The sequence below is a fragment of the Loigolactobacillus rennini DSM 20253 genome, assembly GCF_001436505.1.
Classification (GTDB): Bacteria; Bacillota; Bacilli; order Lactobacillales; family Lactobacillaceae; genus Loigolactobacillus; species Loigolactobacillus rennini.
This window is the reverse complement of record NZ_AYYI01000035.1, coordinates 1-18,293: the sequence shown is the minus strand read 5'-3', so window position 1 is coordinate 18,293 and position 18,293 is coordinate 1. Positions and strand designations below refer to the sequence as shown.

The following is an 18,293-nucleotide window of genomic DNA, read 5'->3' as shown; positions in this document are numbered from 1 at the left end:
GATACATATTATATGTACGAAGGCATTTCATTTACACAAGATTCTTGACGCTACCAAAAAAAGAGTAGAGCTTAATACTAAAAATGTTATTGTATTTCTAAAGATAATTTCAGTAAACCAGTTTAAATGAATTACTTTAAATGAATCCAATGAATATTGAGAGCTTGCAGTTGCAAAATATTTGCTAAACAAGGCACCAAAAAATAAAAAAATTATAAATAATATCAATAATTAAATTTATGTCAATTGGATTGAAATAACACCTAATGCAACAACCCCCGTCAAGTAATTGACGAGGGTTGTTCGTTATTTATTCTGTTGTTTTCAACGCATCAATTAACTGCGTTAGACTTTGTTTAATTTCCTCTGGTAATGGATGCTGTGGATGTGCTTTTTCATAAGCGACCACCCAATCATAACGGATTTGGAGTCGTGTGCGCAGTAACTGGCAGTAATCTGAATCGTTAAAATCAACTGGAAAGTCAGCAAATGGGGCGTAATGCAAATCAGTTAGCGGGCCAAAAGCTTGCCAATTGATTTCTTGATTAACAATGCTTTCTAAAATGCCCAAGGTAACTTCTTTCGGGATTTTTTTACCATTATAGTAGCCCGTATTCAAAATGTAGCAATCTACTTGGCGTTTAGCAAATAAATTTTTAAAATCATTGTAATCTTCGGCTAACGGATAGGCACGGAAAGGATCCGCGAAAGGTTCAATCACTAGGGCGTTGCGGTCTACTTTTCCCACTAAGTTTTCGGCAGAAGAACGTTTTGTCGCTAAAGTGGCACCAAAAGTTGCGGCTAACACTGGATCTGTAATGTGAACAACTGGTGGTAGGCTATCGTCCTTCATAATCCAGAAAATCGCGTTGATCTCAGCTGGCTCTTTATCTACCCGGTTAGTTGAGGCGTAGCGTGATTTAATGGTGCGGCCATTGCCGTTGCGTAAATCTTCAGTGACTAATACTTTTTTGCCAGCTTGGTTTAGCGTGACCCCCACGTTCATCAAGGTCATAAAATATTTAGTCTCTTCGGTTCCAGAAGGGTAATCGTTGGTTTTATCAAAATAAGCTGGTTCTAGTGCGACAGAACTGCCATCTTGATGCGAGATGACAAAAGCATCATCATGTAAGACCGTGGTGTTAAAGCGACCGCCGTGTTTGGCGTGGGTTAAGGTTGATTTTCCAGAACCAGACAGACCAAACATGGCGAAAACTTGATCTGGCCGGTCTTCAAAATGAAAAGCTTTTTCGCCACCGTGGCAAGCAACATAACCATTGCGGTGTGCCGTTGCCCAAGCTAGTGTTAACGTTCCTTTTTTTAATTCACCGAAATAACGCATTCCCAAAATGGCAGCAGCATTATGTTTGGGATCAAATAAAGCTAGACCATCAGGGAAGTCCGGGTGGTGGAAGTTTGGATCCGCATAAATGAAAATATCGCCTTCTTGATAAGGTTTAGAATTTTGATACCGTGTTTGGTACTGTTGGTTAAATGGCTGGAAATTAAGCATGTAAGACAATAGATTATTTTCGTAGCCTTTTGGCACTGCTAAGTGAGCGGCCACCATAAAATCTTCATCTAAGCCAACGACGACATCAGTTTTATAAAATTGCTGCTGTGTACCAGCAAAAATAGCATCGCGCAGGATACCGGCGTATTTCGCAGCATCTACATCTGGATCATCGATGAAGCGCCGAGCAGCAGCAGTTCGACCGATAACACGGCCATGGTTGTTAACTAACATGGTGGCATCTGGTGGCAATCCTAAGTCATCTGCATGGCAGATAGGTAAATCAGTGACGATTGTTTCAGGCGCTTTTGCTGCAAGTTGATAAGCGGTAGTGACATCATTGACTGCGGTCATATTGTTCCCATAAAAAGCAGTTTCAATCGTTGTTCGGATTTGTGAAAAAAGTGGGTTAGCCTTACGGATTTGCGTTTCAGCGTAATTTCCAATTGTACTCATTTTAATCGCTCTCCTTAATGTATACGCTTACACAAAGAATAACACATTTACTGTGAAATGATTAGTTGAAAATAAAAAATTCAATTCATTTTGACCATTGTTTCATATCTTGCTGCCGTTATCTGCTAAACTGATCTTAGCTGGGGATTCATGCTGGTACCAGCAGCACGAATGTGGCATAATTGGAAGAGAAATTACACACGCTTAAAAAAGATGCCAAAGGAGGATTTACTTGGCAGTAACATTAACTTGGCACGTTTTATTTTATACAAAACGTTTTACCACACAGCAAGTACAAACTTTTGTAACTGATTTAAAAAAAGAACCTAATTTTGGTGGCTTGCCAATTAAACAAGTCACTTTTGACTATGTAACTAAAAAAATGCTTTATACAACTTTTGTTTTTTCTGCCCCTAAAATAATTGATAAAGCAATGCGCCATGAAATGGTGAAATATTTATATGCCCGGGTTGTACATCCTGGCGGTTTAGATACTAAACAGTATTATGAGGTGGTCAACCAATCTAGTGATGCGTTAGGAATTGACTATTATCCTTATCCTGATGGTTCGCTAGATGTGATGTTTTGGGGTAAACAAAATGATGTTTAAGGCGCCATTGTTGCCAGTTAGTCAACAACGAACCGGTTTGGTAAAGAGGTGGCACTATGTTTGCAGGTTATTTTGAACAAGCCGATACGGTGACGTTGGCTAAACGCCTATTGGGCAAACAATTATTTTATCAAAGCCCCGCTGGGTTGCTTTCGGGCTACATTGTAGAAACAGAAGCTTATCTTGGACAATCAGATCAAGCTGCCCATGCTTTTGGCGGCCATCGTTCTGCTAAAAATGAAGCACTGTACCATGAAGCTGGTACAATTTATATTTACACAATCTATGGGCAATTTTTGTTAAATCTAATTACGCAGGCAGTGGGTGTTCCTCAAGGTATTTTAATCCGTGGTTTAGAACCACATTATGGTCTTAAACAGATGCAGGCTAATCGGCGGCGTACATTAAAATCTGCTTTTGAATTGACTAACGGACCAGGAAAATTGATGAAGGCACTGGGTATTCAAAGTTTAGACTTGAATCTAGCTAGTTTTGAAACAAGCCCGTTAACGTTGAGTTTGACTGCTGTTAAACGACCACAGGCCATTGTGGCTGCACCCCGAATTGGCATCAATAAAAATAAAGGCAACTGGGAAAGTGCGCCATTGCGGTTTTATGTGGCACATAATCCTTACGTTTCAAAAATGCCCCGCCGGCAGATGGATTTAACTAACTATGGCTGGCAGGCTTCGTTAAGGAATTCAGACCAGGTACAATCTTAGTCTTATCACTAGGTTTAAAGGAGGTTATGAAATGGAATGGACAAAAGTAACAGTCACCACGACTAGCGAAGCGGTGGCGGCGGTTTCAAATATTTTAATTGAAGCGGGAGCTAATGGTGTTGAGATTACGGATGCTGCTGATTTTAAAGCACAGGCTTTAGGACCTTATGGTGAAATTTATGATCCAGCTAAACAGCCATGCATAAAAAAGGGCGCTCAAGTTGCAGCTTATTATCCTGAAACCATTTTTTTGCCAGAAATTCTGCCACAGATTAAACAACGCGTGGCGCAATTAACGGACTTTGGTCTAGCGATCGGTGAAAATAAAGTGGCTACCACTGCGGTTGATAGTCACAACTGGGCGACAGCTTGGAAGAAATATTATCATCCAGTGCGGGTGACTCGCTTTTTAACTGTAGTGCCTAAATGGGAGACTTACCAACCTAAACAGCCAGAAGAAAAATTAATTATTTTAGATCCAGGCATGTCTTTTGGTACTGGCACTCACCCCACCACTCGCTTAGCGATGCAAGCTTTAGAAACCGTTATTCGTGGTGGCGAAACGTTATTGGATGTCGGCACTGGCTCTGGTGTGTTGAGCATTACCGCTAAGCAACTAGGCGCTGACCAGGTCTATGCATATGATTTAGATAAGGTTGCTGTGCGTGCAGCGACCAATAATTTGGCTTTAAACCCAATTGCAGCCCAAGTTCCGGTAACTGTCAACAATTTATTGGCTGGTGTGACACAATCAGCAGACGTAATAGTAGCTAACATTTTAGCTGAAATTATTTTGCCAATGATTCCTCAAGCCAAACCTTTATTGAAGCCTAAAGGCCACTTGATTGTATCTGGTGTGATTGCAACAAAGTTAAAACAAGTTGAGCAAGGCTTACAGCAAGCAGGTCTATCAGTGATTCAAGTACTTAGAGAAGGCGATTGGTGTGCGCTGATTGCCCAGCAACAGGAGGATTAGCATGCAGCGCTATTTTACAACCCAAACTGCCCAATTAGGCCAAACTGTTACTTTGGAAGGCGAAGCGGCGCATCATTTGCAGCGGGTGATGCGGGGACAATTAGATGATCAGGTAGAGATTGTGACGGCTAATCAGCAAGCTTACCGAGCTAAGGTTACCGCGTTACAAACGACTACGGTCAGTCTGCAGCTGCAAGCGGCATTACCAAGCACAGAAATGTCTCGCCGCGTTTTGATTGCTTGTGGCATTCCTAAGAAAACAAAAGCAGATTGGATTGTGCAAAAAGGGACTGAGTTAGGTGCAGCTGGTTTTATTTTCTTTGCTAGTCAGTATGGTATTGCCAAATGGCCCCCGCAGCGACAAGCAAAAAAACTAACGCGGCTGCGTAAGATTGCGTTGGAGGCGGCGCGGCAAGCCCACCGCAACGTTATTCCAACGGTGAACATTGTGGCTAATCTGACTGCATTGTGCCAACAAGTAAAAGACATTGGTATTGTGGCTTATGAAGAATCTGGTAAACAAGGTGAGCATGCTGCTTTGGTACAAACAGCTCAACAGTTGCGAGCTGGGCAAACGTTACTGGCTGTTTTTGGGCCTGAAGGTGGTTTAGCACCCGCGGAGGTTTTACAATTAAGACAGGCAGCTTTTGTTCCTGCCGGGTTAGGACCACGGATTTTGCGAGCAGAGACGGCACCGCTATATTTATTGAGCGCGTTGTCCACATTATGGGAATTGTGCTGATTAAAATTAAAGTGCGGAGGTTTGATTTTTGAAAAAAATACAACAACTAGTTAAGCATCCTTCAGTTCAAGTGATTTTACTTAGTTTTATCATCACTTGGGTGCTTCCTTTAATTTTTCACTGGCTGACCATTCCAAAGGTCATCCGGATTGGTGCGTTATTTATTGTTGTCAACATGCTGGCGGCGATTGCGCTTGGTCTTTATTTGGCTAAGCGTCATTTAGCTGGTTGGTGGTTATTTATTTTTCCTGGATTGTTTGCGGGAATTGTATATTTAATGTATGGCCGTTATGGTTATTGGTTTGCGGGTATTTATTTAATTTTAAGTTATTTAGCTTACAGTCTGCGTAAATCAGTGTTGTCAGTTGCAAAATAGGTGGCCTCAGGTATAATTTATACTAGTTATTAAATTGTGTTTAAAAAACGTTTTTACCTGATGAATTGTCAGGTTGCGCTTTGCGACTTTGCCGCAGGTAATGTTAGTTTTTATCATGCTAAGCACGCTGCTTTGATAGCTACCGTGCTATTTTTGTATTAAAAAGATAAGGATGTGGCGGTTATGGCTAAAACAAAAGTTTATACGGCTAATGAAACCATTAAGTTGGCTGCAACCTATATGAATCGCGAACATGTAGTATTTGTTAAAAAAGCACTGGACTTTGCCACTTATGTTCATAAAGAACAATTTCGTAAGTCAGGTGAGCCTTACATTATTCATCCAATTCAAGTTGCAGCTATTTTAGCAGAATTGAAAATGGATCCCGCAACTGTCGCATCTGGCTTTTTACATGATGTGGTGGAAGACACTAACATTACGTTAGGTGACATTCGAGAACTGTTTGGCAACGATGTGGCGGTAATTGTCGATGGGGTTACGAAATTAAGTAAAATTAAATACGTCGCGCATAAGGATGCTTTAGCAGAAAATCACCGAAAAATGATTTTAGCCATGGCCAAAGATTTACGAGTGGTGATGGTGAAGTTAGCTGACCGGTTGCATAATATGCGGACACTGAAGCATTTGCGGCCAGAAAAACAGCGCCGGATCGCCAATGAAACCTTAGAAATTTATGCACCTTTAGCTGATCGATTAGGGATTAGTCAATTTAAATGGGAACTGGAAGATACTGCGTTAAGGTACTTAAACCCACAACAGTACTACCGCATCGTTCATTTAATGAATGCAAAACGAACGCAACGGCAAGCATACATTGATGAAGCAATTCAACAAATTAAACGGACGTTAGCAGACTTTAACTTGGATTATGATATTTATGGCCGACCTAAGCACATTTACTCGATTTATAAGAAAATGCGGGATAAACACAAGCAATTTGCTGAAATTTACGATTTATTAGCCATTCGTGTCATCGTGGACACCATTAAAGATTGTTATGCCGTATTGGGTGCCATTCACACTAAATGGAAACCGATGCCCGGACGCTTTAAAGATTACATTGCAATGCCAAAAGCCAATATGTATCAATCGTTACACACTACTGTGATTGGACCTAAGGGGAAACCCTTAGAAATTCAAATTCGAACTGAAGAGATGCACCAAGTTGCTGAATATGGGATTGCAGCACATTGGGCTTATAAAGAAGGTAAGCGCGATGAGGTGAAATATGATTCTAACGGTAAGAAAATTGATATGTTTCGTGAAATTTTGGAATTAGGCGATGAAGCTGCTGATGCTGCTGATTTTATGGCTAGTGTCAAGGGGGATATTTTTTCCGACCGTGTTTATGTATTTACGCCTAAAGGCGATGTGTTTGAATTATCACAAGGATCAGGACCATTGGACTTTGCGTACACCGTTCATACTGAAATTGGGAATAAAACTGTCGGTGCCAAGGTGAACGGTAAAATTGTTCCCTTAAATTACCAATTAAAAAACGGGGACATCGTTGATATTTTAACCTCACCCAATTCATCTCCTAGCCGGGACTGGATTAACCTGGTGAATACTAGCAAGGCTCGAAATAAAATTAAACGTTTCTTTAAGCATGCAGATCGGGAAGAAAACGTTGAAAAAGGTCGGGACATGCTGGAGAAACAGTTAACTGAACTGGGTTTTACACCCAAAGACTTTTTAACCAAAGAAGCCTTAAATCGTGCTTTAGCTCGGTTTAATTTTGATCATGAAGAAGAATTACTAGCGGCGATTGGTTATGGCGAGTTATCTGCTTCAGGTGTCGCTAATCGATTGACGGAAAAAACACGTCATCAAAAAGAAGCAGCACAAAAAAAGCAGCAAGAACAGGCAGTACTTAGTGACAAGACCGCACCGGTTAAGACTGCTGGTAAGCTTAAGACGCAAAATGATAAGCTGAAAATTAAACATGATGGTGGCGTGATTATTCAAGGCGTGGATAATCTATTAGTTCACCTGAGTAAGTGTTGTAATCCAGTACCAGGAGATGCAATTGTGGGCTATGTGACTAAAGGCCGTGGTGTTTCGATACACCGGACTGACTGTCCAAACGTTCAAAATGCAACGGATGCGGCTAACCGTTTAATTGAAGTTGAGTGGGAAGATAATGCACAAAATACCACTTACGCGGCTGATCTAAAGGTTTTCGGGTACAATCGTTCTGGTTTATTAAACGATGTTTTACAAAATATTAACGCACACACCAAGGATTTAACGTCAGTTCGCGGTAAAGTCGATCATGACAACATGGTAACGGTCCATGTGACAGTAGCAATCAATAATCTTGCTCACCTGACACATTTAATTGATGGTATTAAAAATATCCCAGATGTTTATAGTGTCAAACGGACCAGTGAGTAGTTGAGTGCACGGACAAGTAACAGGAGGAATTGATATATGCGGGTGGTTTTACAGCGGGTCAAGCGTGCAAGTGTTACAATTGATAAGCAGGTAGTCGGCGCCATTAACCATGGCTTTGTTTTGTTAGTGGGCGTTCACGATGATGATACAGAAGCTGATATTGATTATTTAGTGCGCAAAATTACTAAGTTGCGAGTTTTTGAAGACCAACAAGGCAAGATGAATTTAGGCCTAGCAGCTGTTGGTGGCGAAATTTTGTCAATTTCGCAATTCACTTTATACGCCAACACACGCAAGGGTAATCGGCCTAGTTTTGTTGACGCGGGCCAGCCAGAAAAAGCAAACCGGTATTATCAGTTATTTAATCAAAAGTTAAAAGCTACAGGCATTAAGGTAGCAACTGGAGAGTTTGGTGTGGATATGGCCGTTTCTTTAGTCAACGATGGCCCAGTGACAATTTTGTTTGATACGGCACATAAATAAAATCGTAGCTGCTTTTTATGTTGTCCATTTAGTAAAGGGAGTTGTTTTATGCTGCAAACGGCAATTTGGGATTTTGATGGGACTTTATACGACACTTATCCTTTAATGATGCAAGCACTGCAACAAGCATTAGGTGAGCACCAAATCAAAATTGATGCCCCTAAACTCTACCGCCAAATTAAAGAAAAATCGATTACTAGTGTTGTCCACCAATTAGAACAAACAAAAGGGATAACCGGCTTATTAGCACGTTATCATGAGCTTGAAAGCCAGCTGCAACAGCACCCGCAGCCTTTTGCTGATGCTTTGTCTGTCTGCCAAGCAGTGGTCACAAGCGGTGGACAGAATTTTTTGCTGACACACCGTGACCAGCAAGCCAAACAATTTTTAACAGCAGGCGGTTTTACGCCGCTTTTTAGTGGTTATGTCACTAGTGAATTTCAATTTAAACGTAAGCCAAATCCAGAAGCACTTAATTATTTAATCACGCGCTACCAACTGGATAAAGCAACAACCATCATGATTGGAGATCGTCCCTTGGATGTTATTGCGGGTCAAAAAGCTGGCGTTAAAAGCTGCTTTTTTGATGTTGATGATTTTCATAACGTTAAAAATGCGACGATTACAATTACGGCATTAGCGCAATTAATACCGTATTTTCGACAGCAAGCTTGAAAGGGGCTATAAATTTACTGATTTAATATGTTATAATCATTTCGGTTTGTTTGCTAGATTTGGAGGCTTACTTTTGAAAGTAGAGGACAAGAATTGGTATAAAGTATTTAAAATTGCCTTACCACTTTGTATGAGTTACGTGCCGATCGGATTGGCGTGTGGTATTTTGCTACATTCAGCAGGCTTTAATATTTTATTTGTTGGACTGTTGTCAATTTTAGTGTTTTCTGGCGGTGCGCAATTTTTAATCGCCTCAATGTTGGTGACTCAAGCACCCTTGTTGCAAGTCTTACTGATGCTGTTTTTTCTAGAAATGCGTTATGCCTTATTATCCGCTAGTTTATCACCTTATTTAAAAAAAGAACCTTTACCATTTTTGGTTTATTTCTCGGCTTCGATGAATGACGAAAATTATGCCATCAATTATTTAAAATTTGCCACTGATAAAAAATGGAATGGCCATCGCGCCGTAATGGTTAATCATTTTTCATTATTATTTTGGACTGTCAGTAACATGATTGGGTCAACTATCGGTAATTTAATTCATTTTGACGTCAATTTAGTTAACTTTACGTTGACCGCGTTGTTTGGTTATATGCTAGTGATGCAAGTTAAAAACTTACTGTCCATTATCGTTTCTGGTTTGTCAATGGTGCTGTCTGTCTGGCTAATCATTGCGATGAAAAGTACTATGGGATTGGTAGTTGCAACTCTTGCCACTTCTTTCGTTGGTTTTTTAGTTGAACATCTATTAGAAGGCAAACATAAACCACTATTACTGCGTTCGCTACGCTTACGCCGCCGCCACGAAAGTTTCAGACACTTGCCAAAGGAGACGACCGACGACCATGAGTGATTTAGATTATTTGATCCTAATTGTTTTAGCGGCGCTGGTTGCGTTTGTGCCTCGTGTCGTACCGTTGCTTTACTTTTCAAAACGGCAAATTCCAGAGTGGTTTAATGAATGGATGAAATACATTCCGGTTGCATTATTTACCGCTTTGATTGCTAAAGATGTTTTTGTGACGGCTAATTATACTTATAACAGTAAAAATTTAACTGAAATTTTATCGACCATTTTAGTTTTTATTGTCGCAGCCAAGACAAAATCGATGGGAATTACTGTTGTGGTGGGCTTAGTTGCTATCATTGCGTTTGCAGCGTTATTTTAAATGCTGTTAGGTTAACAGTTAAGCTCATTAATAAATACTGACTGTCAGTTTTTCTTTAAAAAGCAGCGGGACAATTCATGTATCCGAATTGTCCCGCTGCTTTTTTGTTTGGCGCTTTATTATTATTGAAAGTAATGGCTTAAACCAGTTGTTACTGCATCGGCAACTTTAGTTTGAAATTTCCTTGAGCGAATTTGTCGATAATCATGTTTGTCGTTAATGTAACCTAATTCTAATAAAACTGCTGGTTGCTTATTTTCGCGTAATACTAAGAAATTACCAAATTCTACGCCGCGATTTTTGATCGGTAACTTGGTTAGTTGTTTATTTAGCGTTTTACCTAATAGTGAATCTTTACTTTTACCATAATAATATGTTGTGATGCCGCTAGCTTCATTGTCTTTAGGACTGGAGTCTAAGTGCAGACTGATCATGGCATCAGCGTGTACTTTTTGAGCTAATGCAGGTCGTGAAGCTAAAGTAGCAAATTTATCAGATTTGCGAGTTAATAATACTCTAGCACCTGCTTGCCGCAATTGTTTGGCAACTTTTTTTGCAATTGCCAGCGTGTAGGTTTTTTCGTAAGTTTTCTTTTGCGATAGCGCACCAGAATCTCGGCCACCGTGACCGGGGTCTAAAACGATGGTGGCTTCAGCTAAATTATTTGCATTAGTGGTGATGGGCGCATTGGAAGCAGAAGGGGTAACAACCCAATTTGCAATGTAGCCAGTTTTGCCACTGTCTGTTTGGACTTGATACCAATCTCCAATTGTTGCTAAATAGGTCAATTGGGTTCGCCGCTTTAATACCTTAGTGATTTTACCGCCTAAACCGGGCTTTTTGCGTAATTTTGCGTTATCAGAATGAACGGTAACGTTTTTAATGTTAGGATCAACTGTTTTTTGAGTTTGTTTAGTGCTAGGCGCTTTTTTTTCAGTAATGTATGCACTGCGAATCCAGGCGACTGTTTTGTGAAATAAAATTTGGCTCCAGCCATTTTTTTTGTAAATCACTGTGACTGGATTGCCTTGTTGGTAGGTACCCAACGTATCACTATCATCTGCTGGATGTTCTTTAGCGACCACATTGTTAGCGATAATGGTGCCTTTGGTGTTAGTGGTGGCACTGATTTCTGTATTTTTTAATAGCCAACTAGCGACCCAGCCGATTTTATCGCTGTGCAGTCGAACTTGGTACCAGCTATTTTTATGGGCAATTACGGTGATTTTATCACCTTTTTTAAGTTGCGCCATAACATCGTAAGCTAGTCCGGGTCCCATCCGGACGTTGACGGAACTAGCAGTAACCGTAATCGTTTCACGATGTGCTTGTACTGGGGTGGTGGTAGTCAAGGTTGCGCCACCTAAAAATAATCCTAATAACAGGAATAAAATGATTTTCTTTTTAGCACGCATGTACAACCCCATCACCTCAAAAATGAATTACTTACATTATAGCAAACCTTAACGTTCCAAGCAGTACTTTTCCGCAGACAGGCTTGACTTTTCACGTAATTTTCGGTAACGTAATTGTGAAATGAATAAGACCGATGATAAAGCAAGGTTACTGTGATTCCCAGTTGAAGAGAGTATGGTCGTGGCTGAAAGCTATACCGGTGGAACAGTAATGAGACACTTTTGAGGTAAAGCTTAATTGCTTTCGCGAAGAGCGTTATCCAATCAGTAATCATTAAGGTGGTACCGTGCACTTATATGCGCCCTTGTCTCAGACAAGGGCGTTTTTTAGTCAATTGTGCCAAACTTAAAAGGGAAAGGGAGCTAAATTATGGTTTATCAACGACCAAAGGGCACTGCGGATATTTTACCAGGCGAGTCAGAAAATTGGCACTACGTAGAAGAAACTGCCCGGCGAGTTTTTAAAACTTATCAATTTAGAGAAATACGCACACCAATTTTTGAAAGCTTTGATGTGTTTTCACGTTCTGTTGGTGATACATCTGATATTGTTACAAAAGAAATGTATGATTTTTATGATAAAGGCAAACGCCATGTTGTTTTGCGGCCTGAAGGCACTGCTGGAATTGTGCGGGCATACGTTGAAAATAAATTATACGGTCCAGAACATCCTAAACCGGTTAAACTATTCTACATGGGCCCAATGTTTCGTTACGAGCGGCCACAATCAGGCCGAATGCGTGAATTTCATCAAATCGGTGTAGAAGCCTTGGGTAGTCCTAGTCCGACGATTGATGTTGAAACTATTGCTATGGCGCTTAATTTGTTTAAACAATTAAAATTATCAGGCTTAAAATTAGTGATTAATACTTTAGGTGATCAAACTACTCGGCAAGCTTACCGACAAGCGTTGATTGACTTTTTAGAGCCGCATTTTGCAGAGCTGAGTAAAGATTCGCAAACTCGCCTGCATAAAAATCCATTACGAGTTTTGGACAGTAAAGATAAGCAAGACCAAGAAATTGTTAAAGCAGCACCTTCTATCTTAGACTACTTAGATGAAACGTCGACACAACATTTTAATCAAGTTAAACAGCTATTAGATAAATTAGGAATCGCCTACACCATTGATCCCAATATGGTTCGCGGTTTAGATTATTATAACCACACAATTTTTGAAATCATGTCAAATTCAAAAGCTTTTGGCGGCCATTACATGACAGTTTGTGCAGGTGGCCGGTACAATGGGTTAGTCGAAGAAATCGGCGGCCCAGAAACGCCTGGTATTGGTTTTGGTATTGGGCTTGAACGGTTGTTATTAGTGATGCAAGCAGATAGTATATTACCACCTGCAGCTGCTGATTTAACGGCTTACATTGTGGGTATCGGGACTGAGGCGCAAACAACAGTGGTGCAACTTGCGCAAATTATTCGCGGTCATGGTTTTACAGTCGAACATGATTATCTTAACCGCAAGCCAAAAGCACAGTTTAAAACCGCTAACCGCTTAAACGCACAGGTGGTCATCACGATTGGCACCAGTGAGTTAGAGGCGCATACAGCGCACATTAAAAACATGGCTAATGGTAAGGAAGTCAGTGTTCCGTTAACCGAAATTGAACAAGATTTTGGTGCAGTATTGAAAAAAGTAAGGGGCGAGTCAATTGGATAAACGAACAACTTATGCTGGTATGATCAATGAAAATCATATTGGCCAGCAAGTTACCTTGATGGGCTGGGTGCAAAAACGGCGTAATCTAGGGAACTTGATCTTCGTTGATTTACGTGATCGTGCGGGAATTGTACAATTAGTTTTTAGCCAAGAATTTGGGCGTGCGGCATGGCAAGCAGCTGATAAAATCCGTTCGGAATATGTGATTGAAGCACAGGGCAAGGTTGTTGCTCGGCGGGATGACGCTATTAATCCCGAAATGAAAACTGGTAAAGTAGAAGTTGAAATTGCTGCACTTAAAGTTCTAAATACAGCTAAGACACCACCATTTTACATTCAAGATGATATCAATGTTTCTGCTGATTTAAGGATGAAGTACCGTTATTTAGACCTACGTCGACCAGAAATGTTACGGAGTTTATTAATTCGTAATCAGATTACACAAGCAGCTCACCACTATTTAGATGAACAAGGTTTTATTGATGTTGAAACACCTGATTTAACAAAATCAACGCCAGAAGGAGCACGGGATTATTTAGTGCCTTCGCGGGTTTACCCGGGGCATTTCTATGCTTTACCTCAATCACCACAGTTGTTTAAACAATTATTGATGGGTGCAGGTATTGATCGTTATTATCAGATTGCGCGTTGTTTCCGTGATGAAGATTTACGTGGGGACCGGCAGCCGGAATTTACGCAAATTGATTTGGAAACTAGTTTTTTGGATGCAAAAACCATCCAAGATTTGACTGAAGGTTTACTAAAAGCAGTTATGAAGGCAACTAAAGGCATTGACGTTAAAACGCCGTTTCCACGAATTAGTTGGGATGATGCAATGGCACGTTTTGGTACGGACAAGCCGGACATTCGTTTTGGAATGGAACTCACAGATTTTTCTGACCTGATGGCTGAGGCCGACTTTAAAGTGTTTAGCAATGCCGTGGCAAATGGCGGTCAAGTCAAAGGAATTTGCGTACCGCAAGCAGCTAACCAGTATTCCCGCAAAGACATCGATAAATTGCAAGATTACTGTAAACGTTTTGGCGCTAAAGGTTTAGCTTGGTTAAAATTAACTGATGCAGGTTTTACTGGCCCGATTGCCAAGTTCTTCAAGGGCCAAGAAGCAACAATTGCGCAACGTTTTGGTGCTAAAACGGGTGATTTGCTCTTATTTGTCGCAGACCAACGAAAAGTTGTTGCCGATACATTAGGTTATCTACGTAATTACTTTGCAAAAGCATTAGATTTAATTGACCAAAGCAAGTTTGCCTTCATCTGGGTGGTTGACTGGCCATTGTTTGAATATGATGAAGGCTTGCAACGGTGGACGGCTGCACACCATCCGTTTACCATGCCGAATGAAGAAGACTTGCATTACTTGGATGATGGTGAAGATCCCCATAAGGCGCATGCACAAAGTTATGATATTGTCTTAAATGGCTATGAACTTGGTGGAGGGTCAATCCGGATTCATAAACGTGACATTCAGGAAAAAATGCTTAAAGCATTGGGCATTACCCCGGAACGCGCGCAGGAACGCTTTGGTTTCTTGTTAGACGCGTTAACTTATGGCTTTCCGCCACATGGTGGGTTAGCGATTGGATTAGATCGTTTTACAATGTTGTTGGCTGGCAAAGACAATATTCGTGAAGTCATTGCTTTTCCTAAAAATTCTAAAGCGGGTGATCCTTTAACAGATGCACCGAGTCAAGTTTCTAAGCAGCAATTAGCGGACTTGGATTTGACGGTTAAGCAACCAAAAAAAGATTAAACGTTAAATGAGAAAACATAAATAAGCAGATGGCACAATGATTGCCATCTGCTTATTTATGTTGATAAAGCTTAATGTTAAGTTAATTACTTTTTAAGGTTCTTTTCAACGAAGTCTTTAATGTCATCTTCGCTCTTTTCACCGCCGGTGTAAGGTTTAACGTCAGCAATTGTTTTTTCGGTGTTGTGGTCATTTTTTTCCATAAAATAATCCCAGATCGCATCGCGTACTACAGTCTTGCTATCGCTCCAATCAAACGCCTCACTCATTGTTTCATTGAGAACTTTTGCTTCTGTGACTTCTTCTGCCATATTGCTTACCTCCTAAATTATTAATGGACTAAATTTTTAGTTCACTTCTAGTATAGTCGTTTTTAAGTAAATGGTAACAAAATATGCTTAAAAAATTAGATTTTACTAGGTAATCAAGATTGGCTTATGGAGGTATGTTATAATACATCCACCATTAAGATAATAAATAAAATAAAAGAGGTTAAGAAAAAAGAAGATGGATGATTTACAGCGGGTCATGCAGCGGCATCAATACACTGCAAAAGCGTCAACGGCGTTTTTATATTCAATTTGTGTGTCAATCGCAATGAATTTTTTCTGGCAGCCAGGTAACATTTATGCCTCAGGGATGAACGGATTTGCCCAATTGTTATCGACATTAAGCGGACGATTTTTTTCTTTCACATTATCGATTCCAATTTTGCTCTTTCTGTTAAACTTACCTTTGTTTATTTTAGCTTGGCGTCAGATCAGCCATCGTTTCACGATTTTCACTTTTATCGCTGTCAGTTTTGCCAGTGTGATGATGAAATTGATTCCAATCACTCAAGTTACCTTTGATCCCATCATTTGTGCCATTTTTGGTGGTGTGGTCAACGGTTTTGGTACTGGGTTAGCTTTGAAAAATGGTATTTCAACCGGTGGTTTGGACATCATCAGTTTAGTGTTGCAAAAGCGTACGGGTAAAAGTGTCGGAACGATTAATATCACTTGCAACTTGTTTATCATTATCGCAGCTGGTTTTGTGTTTGGTTGGCCCTATGCCTTTTATAGTGCATTAGGTATTTTTGTCAATGGAAAAGTGATGGACATGGTTTATACACGACAACAAAAAATGCAGGTGATGATTGTAACCGATAAGCCGCGTAAGGTGATCGACAACATTCAAGAACGGATGCGTCGCGGGATCACCATCGTTCATGACGCTGAAGGTGCTTATCATCATGATGAAAAAACGATTTTATTTACAGTGATTTCTCGGTATGAAATGCACAATTTGCAAGTGGCCATGCGGGCGTCGGATCCGAAAGCGTTTGTCAGCATTTCAGATTCAGTTAAAATTTTAGGACATTTTTACGAACCTTCCATGTGAGGGTTCAGGCTTAACAGAATTTTTGGTAAAGGATGCGTGGTTTCATGTTTTTGATTGGGTCTCATGTCAGTATGCGTGGAAAAGCAATGTTTTTAGGTTCGGCAGAAGAAGCAGCCGGTTATGGGGCAACAACGTTTAGTATTTATACGGGTGCGCCCCAAAATACCCGGCGAAAAGCGATTGATCGCCTGAACATTCCAGCGGGAAAAGCTTATATGCAAGCACATGGTTTACAAAGTGTGGTGATTCATGCGCCTTATATTATTAATTTGGCCAACACTAAAAAGAAAGATCACTTTGCATTTGCAGTAGATTTTTTGCGAGCAGAAATTGAACGTGCAGAAGCGTTAGGCGCAAAACAAATTGTTTTACATCCCGGGGCGCATGTCGGTGCTGGCGCTGCTGCAGGGATTGCTAATTTGATTAAGGGATTGAACTTAGTATTAGATTCTAAACAAACGGCAAAAATTGCGTTGGAAACCATGGCCGGTAAAGGAACAGAAATTGGTCGCAGTTTTGAAGAATTGGCGGAAATCATTGCTGGGGTCAATTTAAATGATCATTTAAGTGTCTGTTTTGACACTTGTCATACCAATGATGCGGGTTATGACGTTAAGCATGATTTAGACGGTGTTTTGACTAAATTTGATCAGGTGATTGGGTTAAAACGACTACAGGTTCTTCACTTAAATGATTCTAAAAATGAGCAGGGCAGCCATAAGGACCGGCACCAAAACATTGGATTGGGTACAATTGGCTTCACTGCTTTAAATCAAGTGGCGCATTTACCGGAATTTGCTAAAATTCCTAAAATTATGGAAACGCCGTGGTTAAAAACAGATGCAGGGGAACGGTTTGCCCCTTACGGCTATGAAATTGCGATGTTAAAAGCGCAAAAAATGAACCCAAATTTGGCAGCAGATATTTTGGCACAAAAACCAATTCGTTAAATTTAAAATAGCCACTACACTTTATCAAGAAGTGCAGTGGCTATTTTTGCTCTTATTTGTTGCTGTAGTGGTCTAAGCCTAGATGTTCCAAAATTAAAGTGGCAGTTTCTTCAATGGAACGGTGGGCGGTATTGATGACGTAACAACCAAGTTTATCATATAATTTTTGAGCAAAGTCGAGTTCAGTGGTAATCTGGTTAGTGTCTGAATAAGTGGTATTCGGATTTAAGCCGTAAGCAATCATGCGTTCACGACGAAAATTATTGAGAACTGAAACATCTGTTGTTAAACCGATGATTTTGTTGGGATCAACCTGCCAAAGTTGTTCGGGAATGTGGGCAGAAGGGACTAACGGTAAGTTGGCAACTTTTAAGTTACGATTTGCCAAGAAAAGTGACAGTGGTGTTTTTGAAGTTCTTGAAACACCTAGCAATAAAATGTCAGCTTCTAAAAAGCCTTTAGGGTCTTTACCATCATCGTACATGACCGCAAACTCCATGGCGGAAATTCGGTCAAAGTAACGATCATTTAATCGGTGAATGGCGCCAGCTTCACCACGTGGTGATTCACCAGAACGCTTGGTAATTTCACGCATGATCGGGCCTAGTAAATCATAACAAACCAGATTTTGTTGGCTGGCAAATTGATTCACTTGGCTGGCTAAATCATCTGTCACTAACGTTTGGATGATAATTGGCTGTTCTTTTTGGGCTTGTTTTAAAACACTGGTTAAACGTTCAGCAGTGTTGGTGAACGGAAAGCGGTAATAGACTGGTGCAACATCAGCAAATTGGGCTAAGGCTGCACGTACCATATTTAAAGCTGTTTCACCAACAGAATCTGAAATGATAAAAAATTTAATTTCGGTTTTGTTAGCCATTTTTAAGCTCCTTTTTTTATTTAATGGTAGATTGTAAAATTTAAGTTGAACATATTAATGGACAGAAAAACCCATAAAG

General features: G+C 40.3%; 18 protein-coding genes. 14 read left to right on the top strand and 4 right to left on the bottom strand.

Annotated elements, in window-relative coordinates; genetic code table 11:
• Window positions 1-310 precede the first annotated feature (310 nt).
• A complete protein-coding gene (locus tag FC24_RS05705) occupies window positions 311-1,969 on the bottom strand; it encodes a phosphoenolpyruvate carboxykinase (ATP) (protein ID WP_057873925.1) in 1,659 nt (552 codons plus the stop codon).
• A 232-nt stretch (window positions 1,970-2,201) separates the two neighbouring features.
• On the opposite strand from FC24_RS05705, the gene FC24_RS05700 reads away from it, so the two are divergent.
• From FC24_RS05700 to FC24_RS05655, 10 genes are all read left to right on the top strand, one after another.
• Window positions 2,202-2,579, top strand: a complete 378-nt coding sequence (locus FC24_RS05700; protein WP_057873924.1) for a hypothetical protein — start codon at window positions 2,202-2,204, stop codon at window positions 2,577-2,579.
• Between the two features lie 56 nt (window positions 2,580-2,635).
• The gene (locus FC24_RS05695; protein ID WP_057873923.1) at window positions 2,636-3,301 is read left to right on the top strand and encodes a DNA-3-methyladenine glycosylase; all 666 of its coding nucleotides are present in this window, start codon (window positions 2,636-2,638) and stop codon (window positions 3,299-3,301) included.
• Window positions 3,302-3,332: 31 nt separating this feature from the next.
• Complete coding sequence (gene prmA, locus FC24_RS05690; RefSeq protein ID WP_057873922.1) at window positions 3,333-4,277, top strand: 50S ribosomal protein L11 methyltransferase; 945 nt, start codon at window positions 3,333-3,335, stop codon at window positions 4,275-4,277.
• A gap of 1 nt (window position 4,278) precedes the next feature.
• Window positions 4,279-5,019 (top strand): 16S rRNA (uracil(1498)-N(3))-methyltransferase, encoded by a 741-nt coding sequence (locus tag FC24_RS05685; protein WP_057873921.1) that lies wholly within the window; start codon window positions 4,279-4,281, stop codon window positions 5,017-5,019.
• 28 nt (window positions 5,020-5,047) lie between these two features.
• Window positions 5,048-5,395 carry a hypothetical protein gene (locus tag FC24_RS05680; protein WP_057873920.1) on the top strand — a complete coding sequence of 116 codons (348 nt, stop codon included), beginning with the start codon at window positions 5,048-5,050 and terminating at the stop codon, window positions 5,393-5,395.
• 183 nt (window positions 5,396-5,578) lie between these two features.
• Window positions 5,579-7,813 (top strand): RelA/SpoT family protein, encoded by a 2,235-nt coding sequence (locus FC24_RS05675; RefSeq protein WP_057873919.1) that lies wholly within the window; start codon window positions 5,579-5,581, stop codon window positions 7,811-7,813.
• Between the two features lie 36 nt (window positions 7,814-7,849).
• On the top strand, window positions 7,850-8,296 hold the full coding sequence (gene dtd / locus FC24_RS05670) for a D-aminoacyl-tRNA deacylase (RefSeq protein ID WP_057873918.1): 447 nt from the start codon (window positions 7,850-7,852) through the stop codon (window positions 8,294-8,296).
• Between the two features lie 48 nt (window positions 8,297-8,344).
• A complete protein-coding gene (locus FC24_RS05665) occupies window positions 8,345-8,971 on the top strand; it encodes an HAD hydrolase-like protein (protein ID WP_057873917.1) in 627 nt (208 codons plus the stop codon).
• 73 nt (window positions 8,972-9,044) lie between these two features.
• Entirely contained in the window at window positions 9,045-9,827 is a 783-nt protein-coding gene (locus FC24_RS05660; protein ID WP_057873916.1) for an AzlC family ABC transporter permease, read from the top strand.
• Window positions 9,820-10,143 (top strand): AzlD domain-containing protein, encoded by a 324-nt coding sequence (locus FC24_RS05655; protein WP_057873915.1) that lies wholly within the window; start codon window positions 9,820-9,822, stop codon window positions 10,141-10,143. Before FC24_RS05660 ends, FC24_RS05655 begins: the two co-directional genes overlap by 8 nt.
• Before the next feature lie 122 nt (window positions 10,144-10,265).
• Here the strand turns inward: FC24_RS05655 and FC24_RS05650 are convergent, their stop codons facing one another.
• Window positions 10,266-11,558 carry an N-acetylmuramoyl-L-alanine amidase family protein gene (locus FC24_RS05650; RefSeq protein WP_235807324.1) on the bottom strand — a complete coding sequence of 431 codons (1,293 nt, stop codon included), beginning with the start codon at window positions 11,556-11,558 and terminating at the stop codon, window positions 10,266-10,268.
• Between the two features lie 370 nt (window positions 11,559-11,928).
• Between FC24_RS05650 and hisS the strand changes: the two genes are divergently transcribed.
• A complete protein-coding gene (hisS, locus tag FC24_RS05645) occupies window positions 11,929-13,230 on the top strand; it encodes a histidine--tRNA ligase (protein WP_057873913.1) in 1,302 nt (433 codons plus the stop codon).
• A complete protein-coding gene (gene aspS / locus FC24_RS05640) occupies window positions 13,223-15,001 on the top strand; it encodes an aspartate--tRNA ligase (protein ID WP_083485645.1) in 1,779 nt (592 codons plus the stop codon). The genes hisS and aspS overlap by 8 nt, the downstream gene beginning before the upstream one ends.
• Before the next feature lie 86 nt (window positions 15,002-15,087).
• On the opposite strand, the gene FC24_RS05635 is transcribed toward aspS, so the two are convergent.
• Complete coding sequence (locus FC24_RS05635; protein WP_057873912.1) at window positions 15,088-15,312, bottom strand: P8 family protein; 225 nt, start codon at window positions 15,310-15,312, stop codon at window positions 15,088-15,090.
• A 196-nt stretch (window positions 15,313-15,508) separates the two neighbouring features.
• On the opposite strand from FC24_RS05635, the gene FC24_RS05630 reads away from it, so the two are divergent.
• Entirely contained in the window at window positions 15,509-16,384 is an 876-nt protein-coding gene (locus FC24_RS05630; RefSeq protein WP_057873911.1) for a YitT family protein, read from the top strand.
• Window positions 16,385-16,428: 44 nt separating this feature from the next.
• Window positions 16,429-17,334 carry a deoxyribonuclease IV gene (locus tag FC24_RS05625; protein WP_057873910.1) on the top strand — a complete coding sequence of 302 codons (906 nt, stop codon included), beginning with the start codon at window positions 16,429-16,431 and terminating at the stop codon, window positions 17,332-17,334.
• A gap of 52 nt (window positions 17,335-17,386) precedes the next feature.
• Here the strand turns inward: FC24_RS05625 and FC24_RS05620 are convergent, their stop codons facing one another.
• Window positions 17,387-18,214, bottom strand: a complete 828-nt coding sequence (locus FC24_RS05620) for a pyruvate, water dikinase regulatory protein (RefSeq protein ID WP_057873909.1) — start codon at window positions 18,212-18,214, stop codon at window positions 17,387-17,389.
• Between the last annotated feature and the right edge of the window lie 79 nt (window positions 18,215-18,293).

What these genes read in the sequence shown, in the direction of transcription:
- FC24_RS05705 (WP_057873925.1), bottom strand. Translation starts at nt 1,969, where the DNA reads ATGAGTACAATTGGAAATTACGCTGAAACGCAAATCCGTAAGGCTAAC.
- FC24_RS05695 (WP_057873923.1), top strand. Translation starts at nt 2,636, where the DNA reads ATGTTTGCAGGTTATTTTGAACAAGCCGATACGGTGACGTTGGCTAAA.
- prmA (WP_057873922.1), top strand. Translation starts at nt 3,333, where the DNA reads ATGGAATGGACAAAAGTAACAGTCACCACGACTAGCGAAGCGGTGGCG.
- FC24_RS05685 (WP_057873921.1), top strand. Translation starts at nt 4,279, where the DNA reads ATGCAGCGCTATTTTACAACCCAAACTGCCCAATTAGGCCAAACTGTT.
- FC24_RS05675 (WP_057873919.1), top strand. Translation starts at nt 5,579, where the DNA reads ATGGCTAAAACAAAAGTTTATACGGCTAATGAAACCATTAAGTTGGCT.
- dtd (WP_057873918.1), top strand. Translation starts at nt 7,850, where the DNA reads ATGCGGGTGGTTTTACAGCGGGTCAAGCGTGCAAGTGTTACAATTGAT.
- FC24_RS05665 (WP_057873917.1), top strand. Translation starts at nt 8,345, where the DNA reads ATGCTGCAAACGGCAATTTGGGATTTTGATGGGACTTTATACGACACT.
- FC24_RS05655 (WP_057873915.1), top strand. Translation starts at nt 9,820, where the DNA reads ATGAGTGATTTAGATTATTTGATCCTAATTGTTTTAGCGGCGCTGGTT.
- FC24_RS05650 (WP_235807324.1), bottom strand. Translation starts at nt 11,558, where the DNA reads ATGCGTGCTAAAAAGAAAATCATTTTATTCCTGTTATTAGGATTATTT.
- hisS (WP_057873913.1), top strand. Translation starts at nt 11,929, where the DNA reads ATGGTTTATCAACGACCAAAGGGCACTGCGGATATTTTACCAGGCGAG.
- FC24_RS05635 (WP_057873912.1), bottom strand. Translation starts at nt 15,312, where the DNA reads ATGGCAGAAGAAGTCACAGAAGCAAAAGTTCTCAATGAAACAATGAGT.
- FC24_RS05630 (WP_057873911.1), top strand. Translation starts at nt 15,509, where the DNA reads ATGGATGATTTACAGCGGGTCATGCAGCGGCATCAATACACTGCAAAA.
- FC24_RS05625 (WP_057873910.1), top strand. Translation starts at nt 16,429, where the DNA reads ATGTTTTTGATTGGGTCTCATGTCAGTATGCGTGGAAAAGCAATGTTT.
- FC24_RS05620 (WP_057873909.1), bottom strand. Translation starts at nt 18,214, where the DNA reads ATGGCTAACAAAACCGAAATTAAATTTTTTATCATTTCAGATTCTGTT.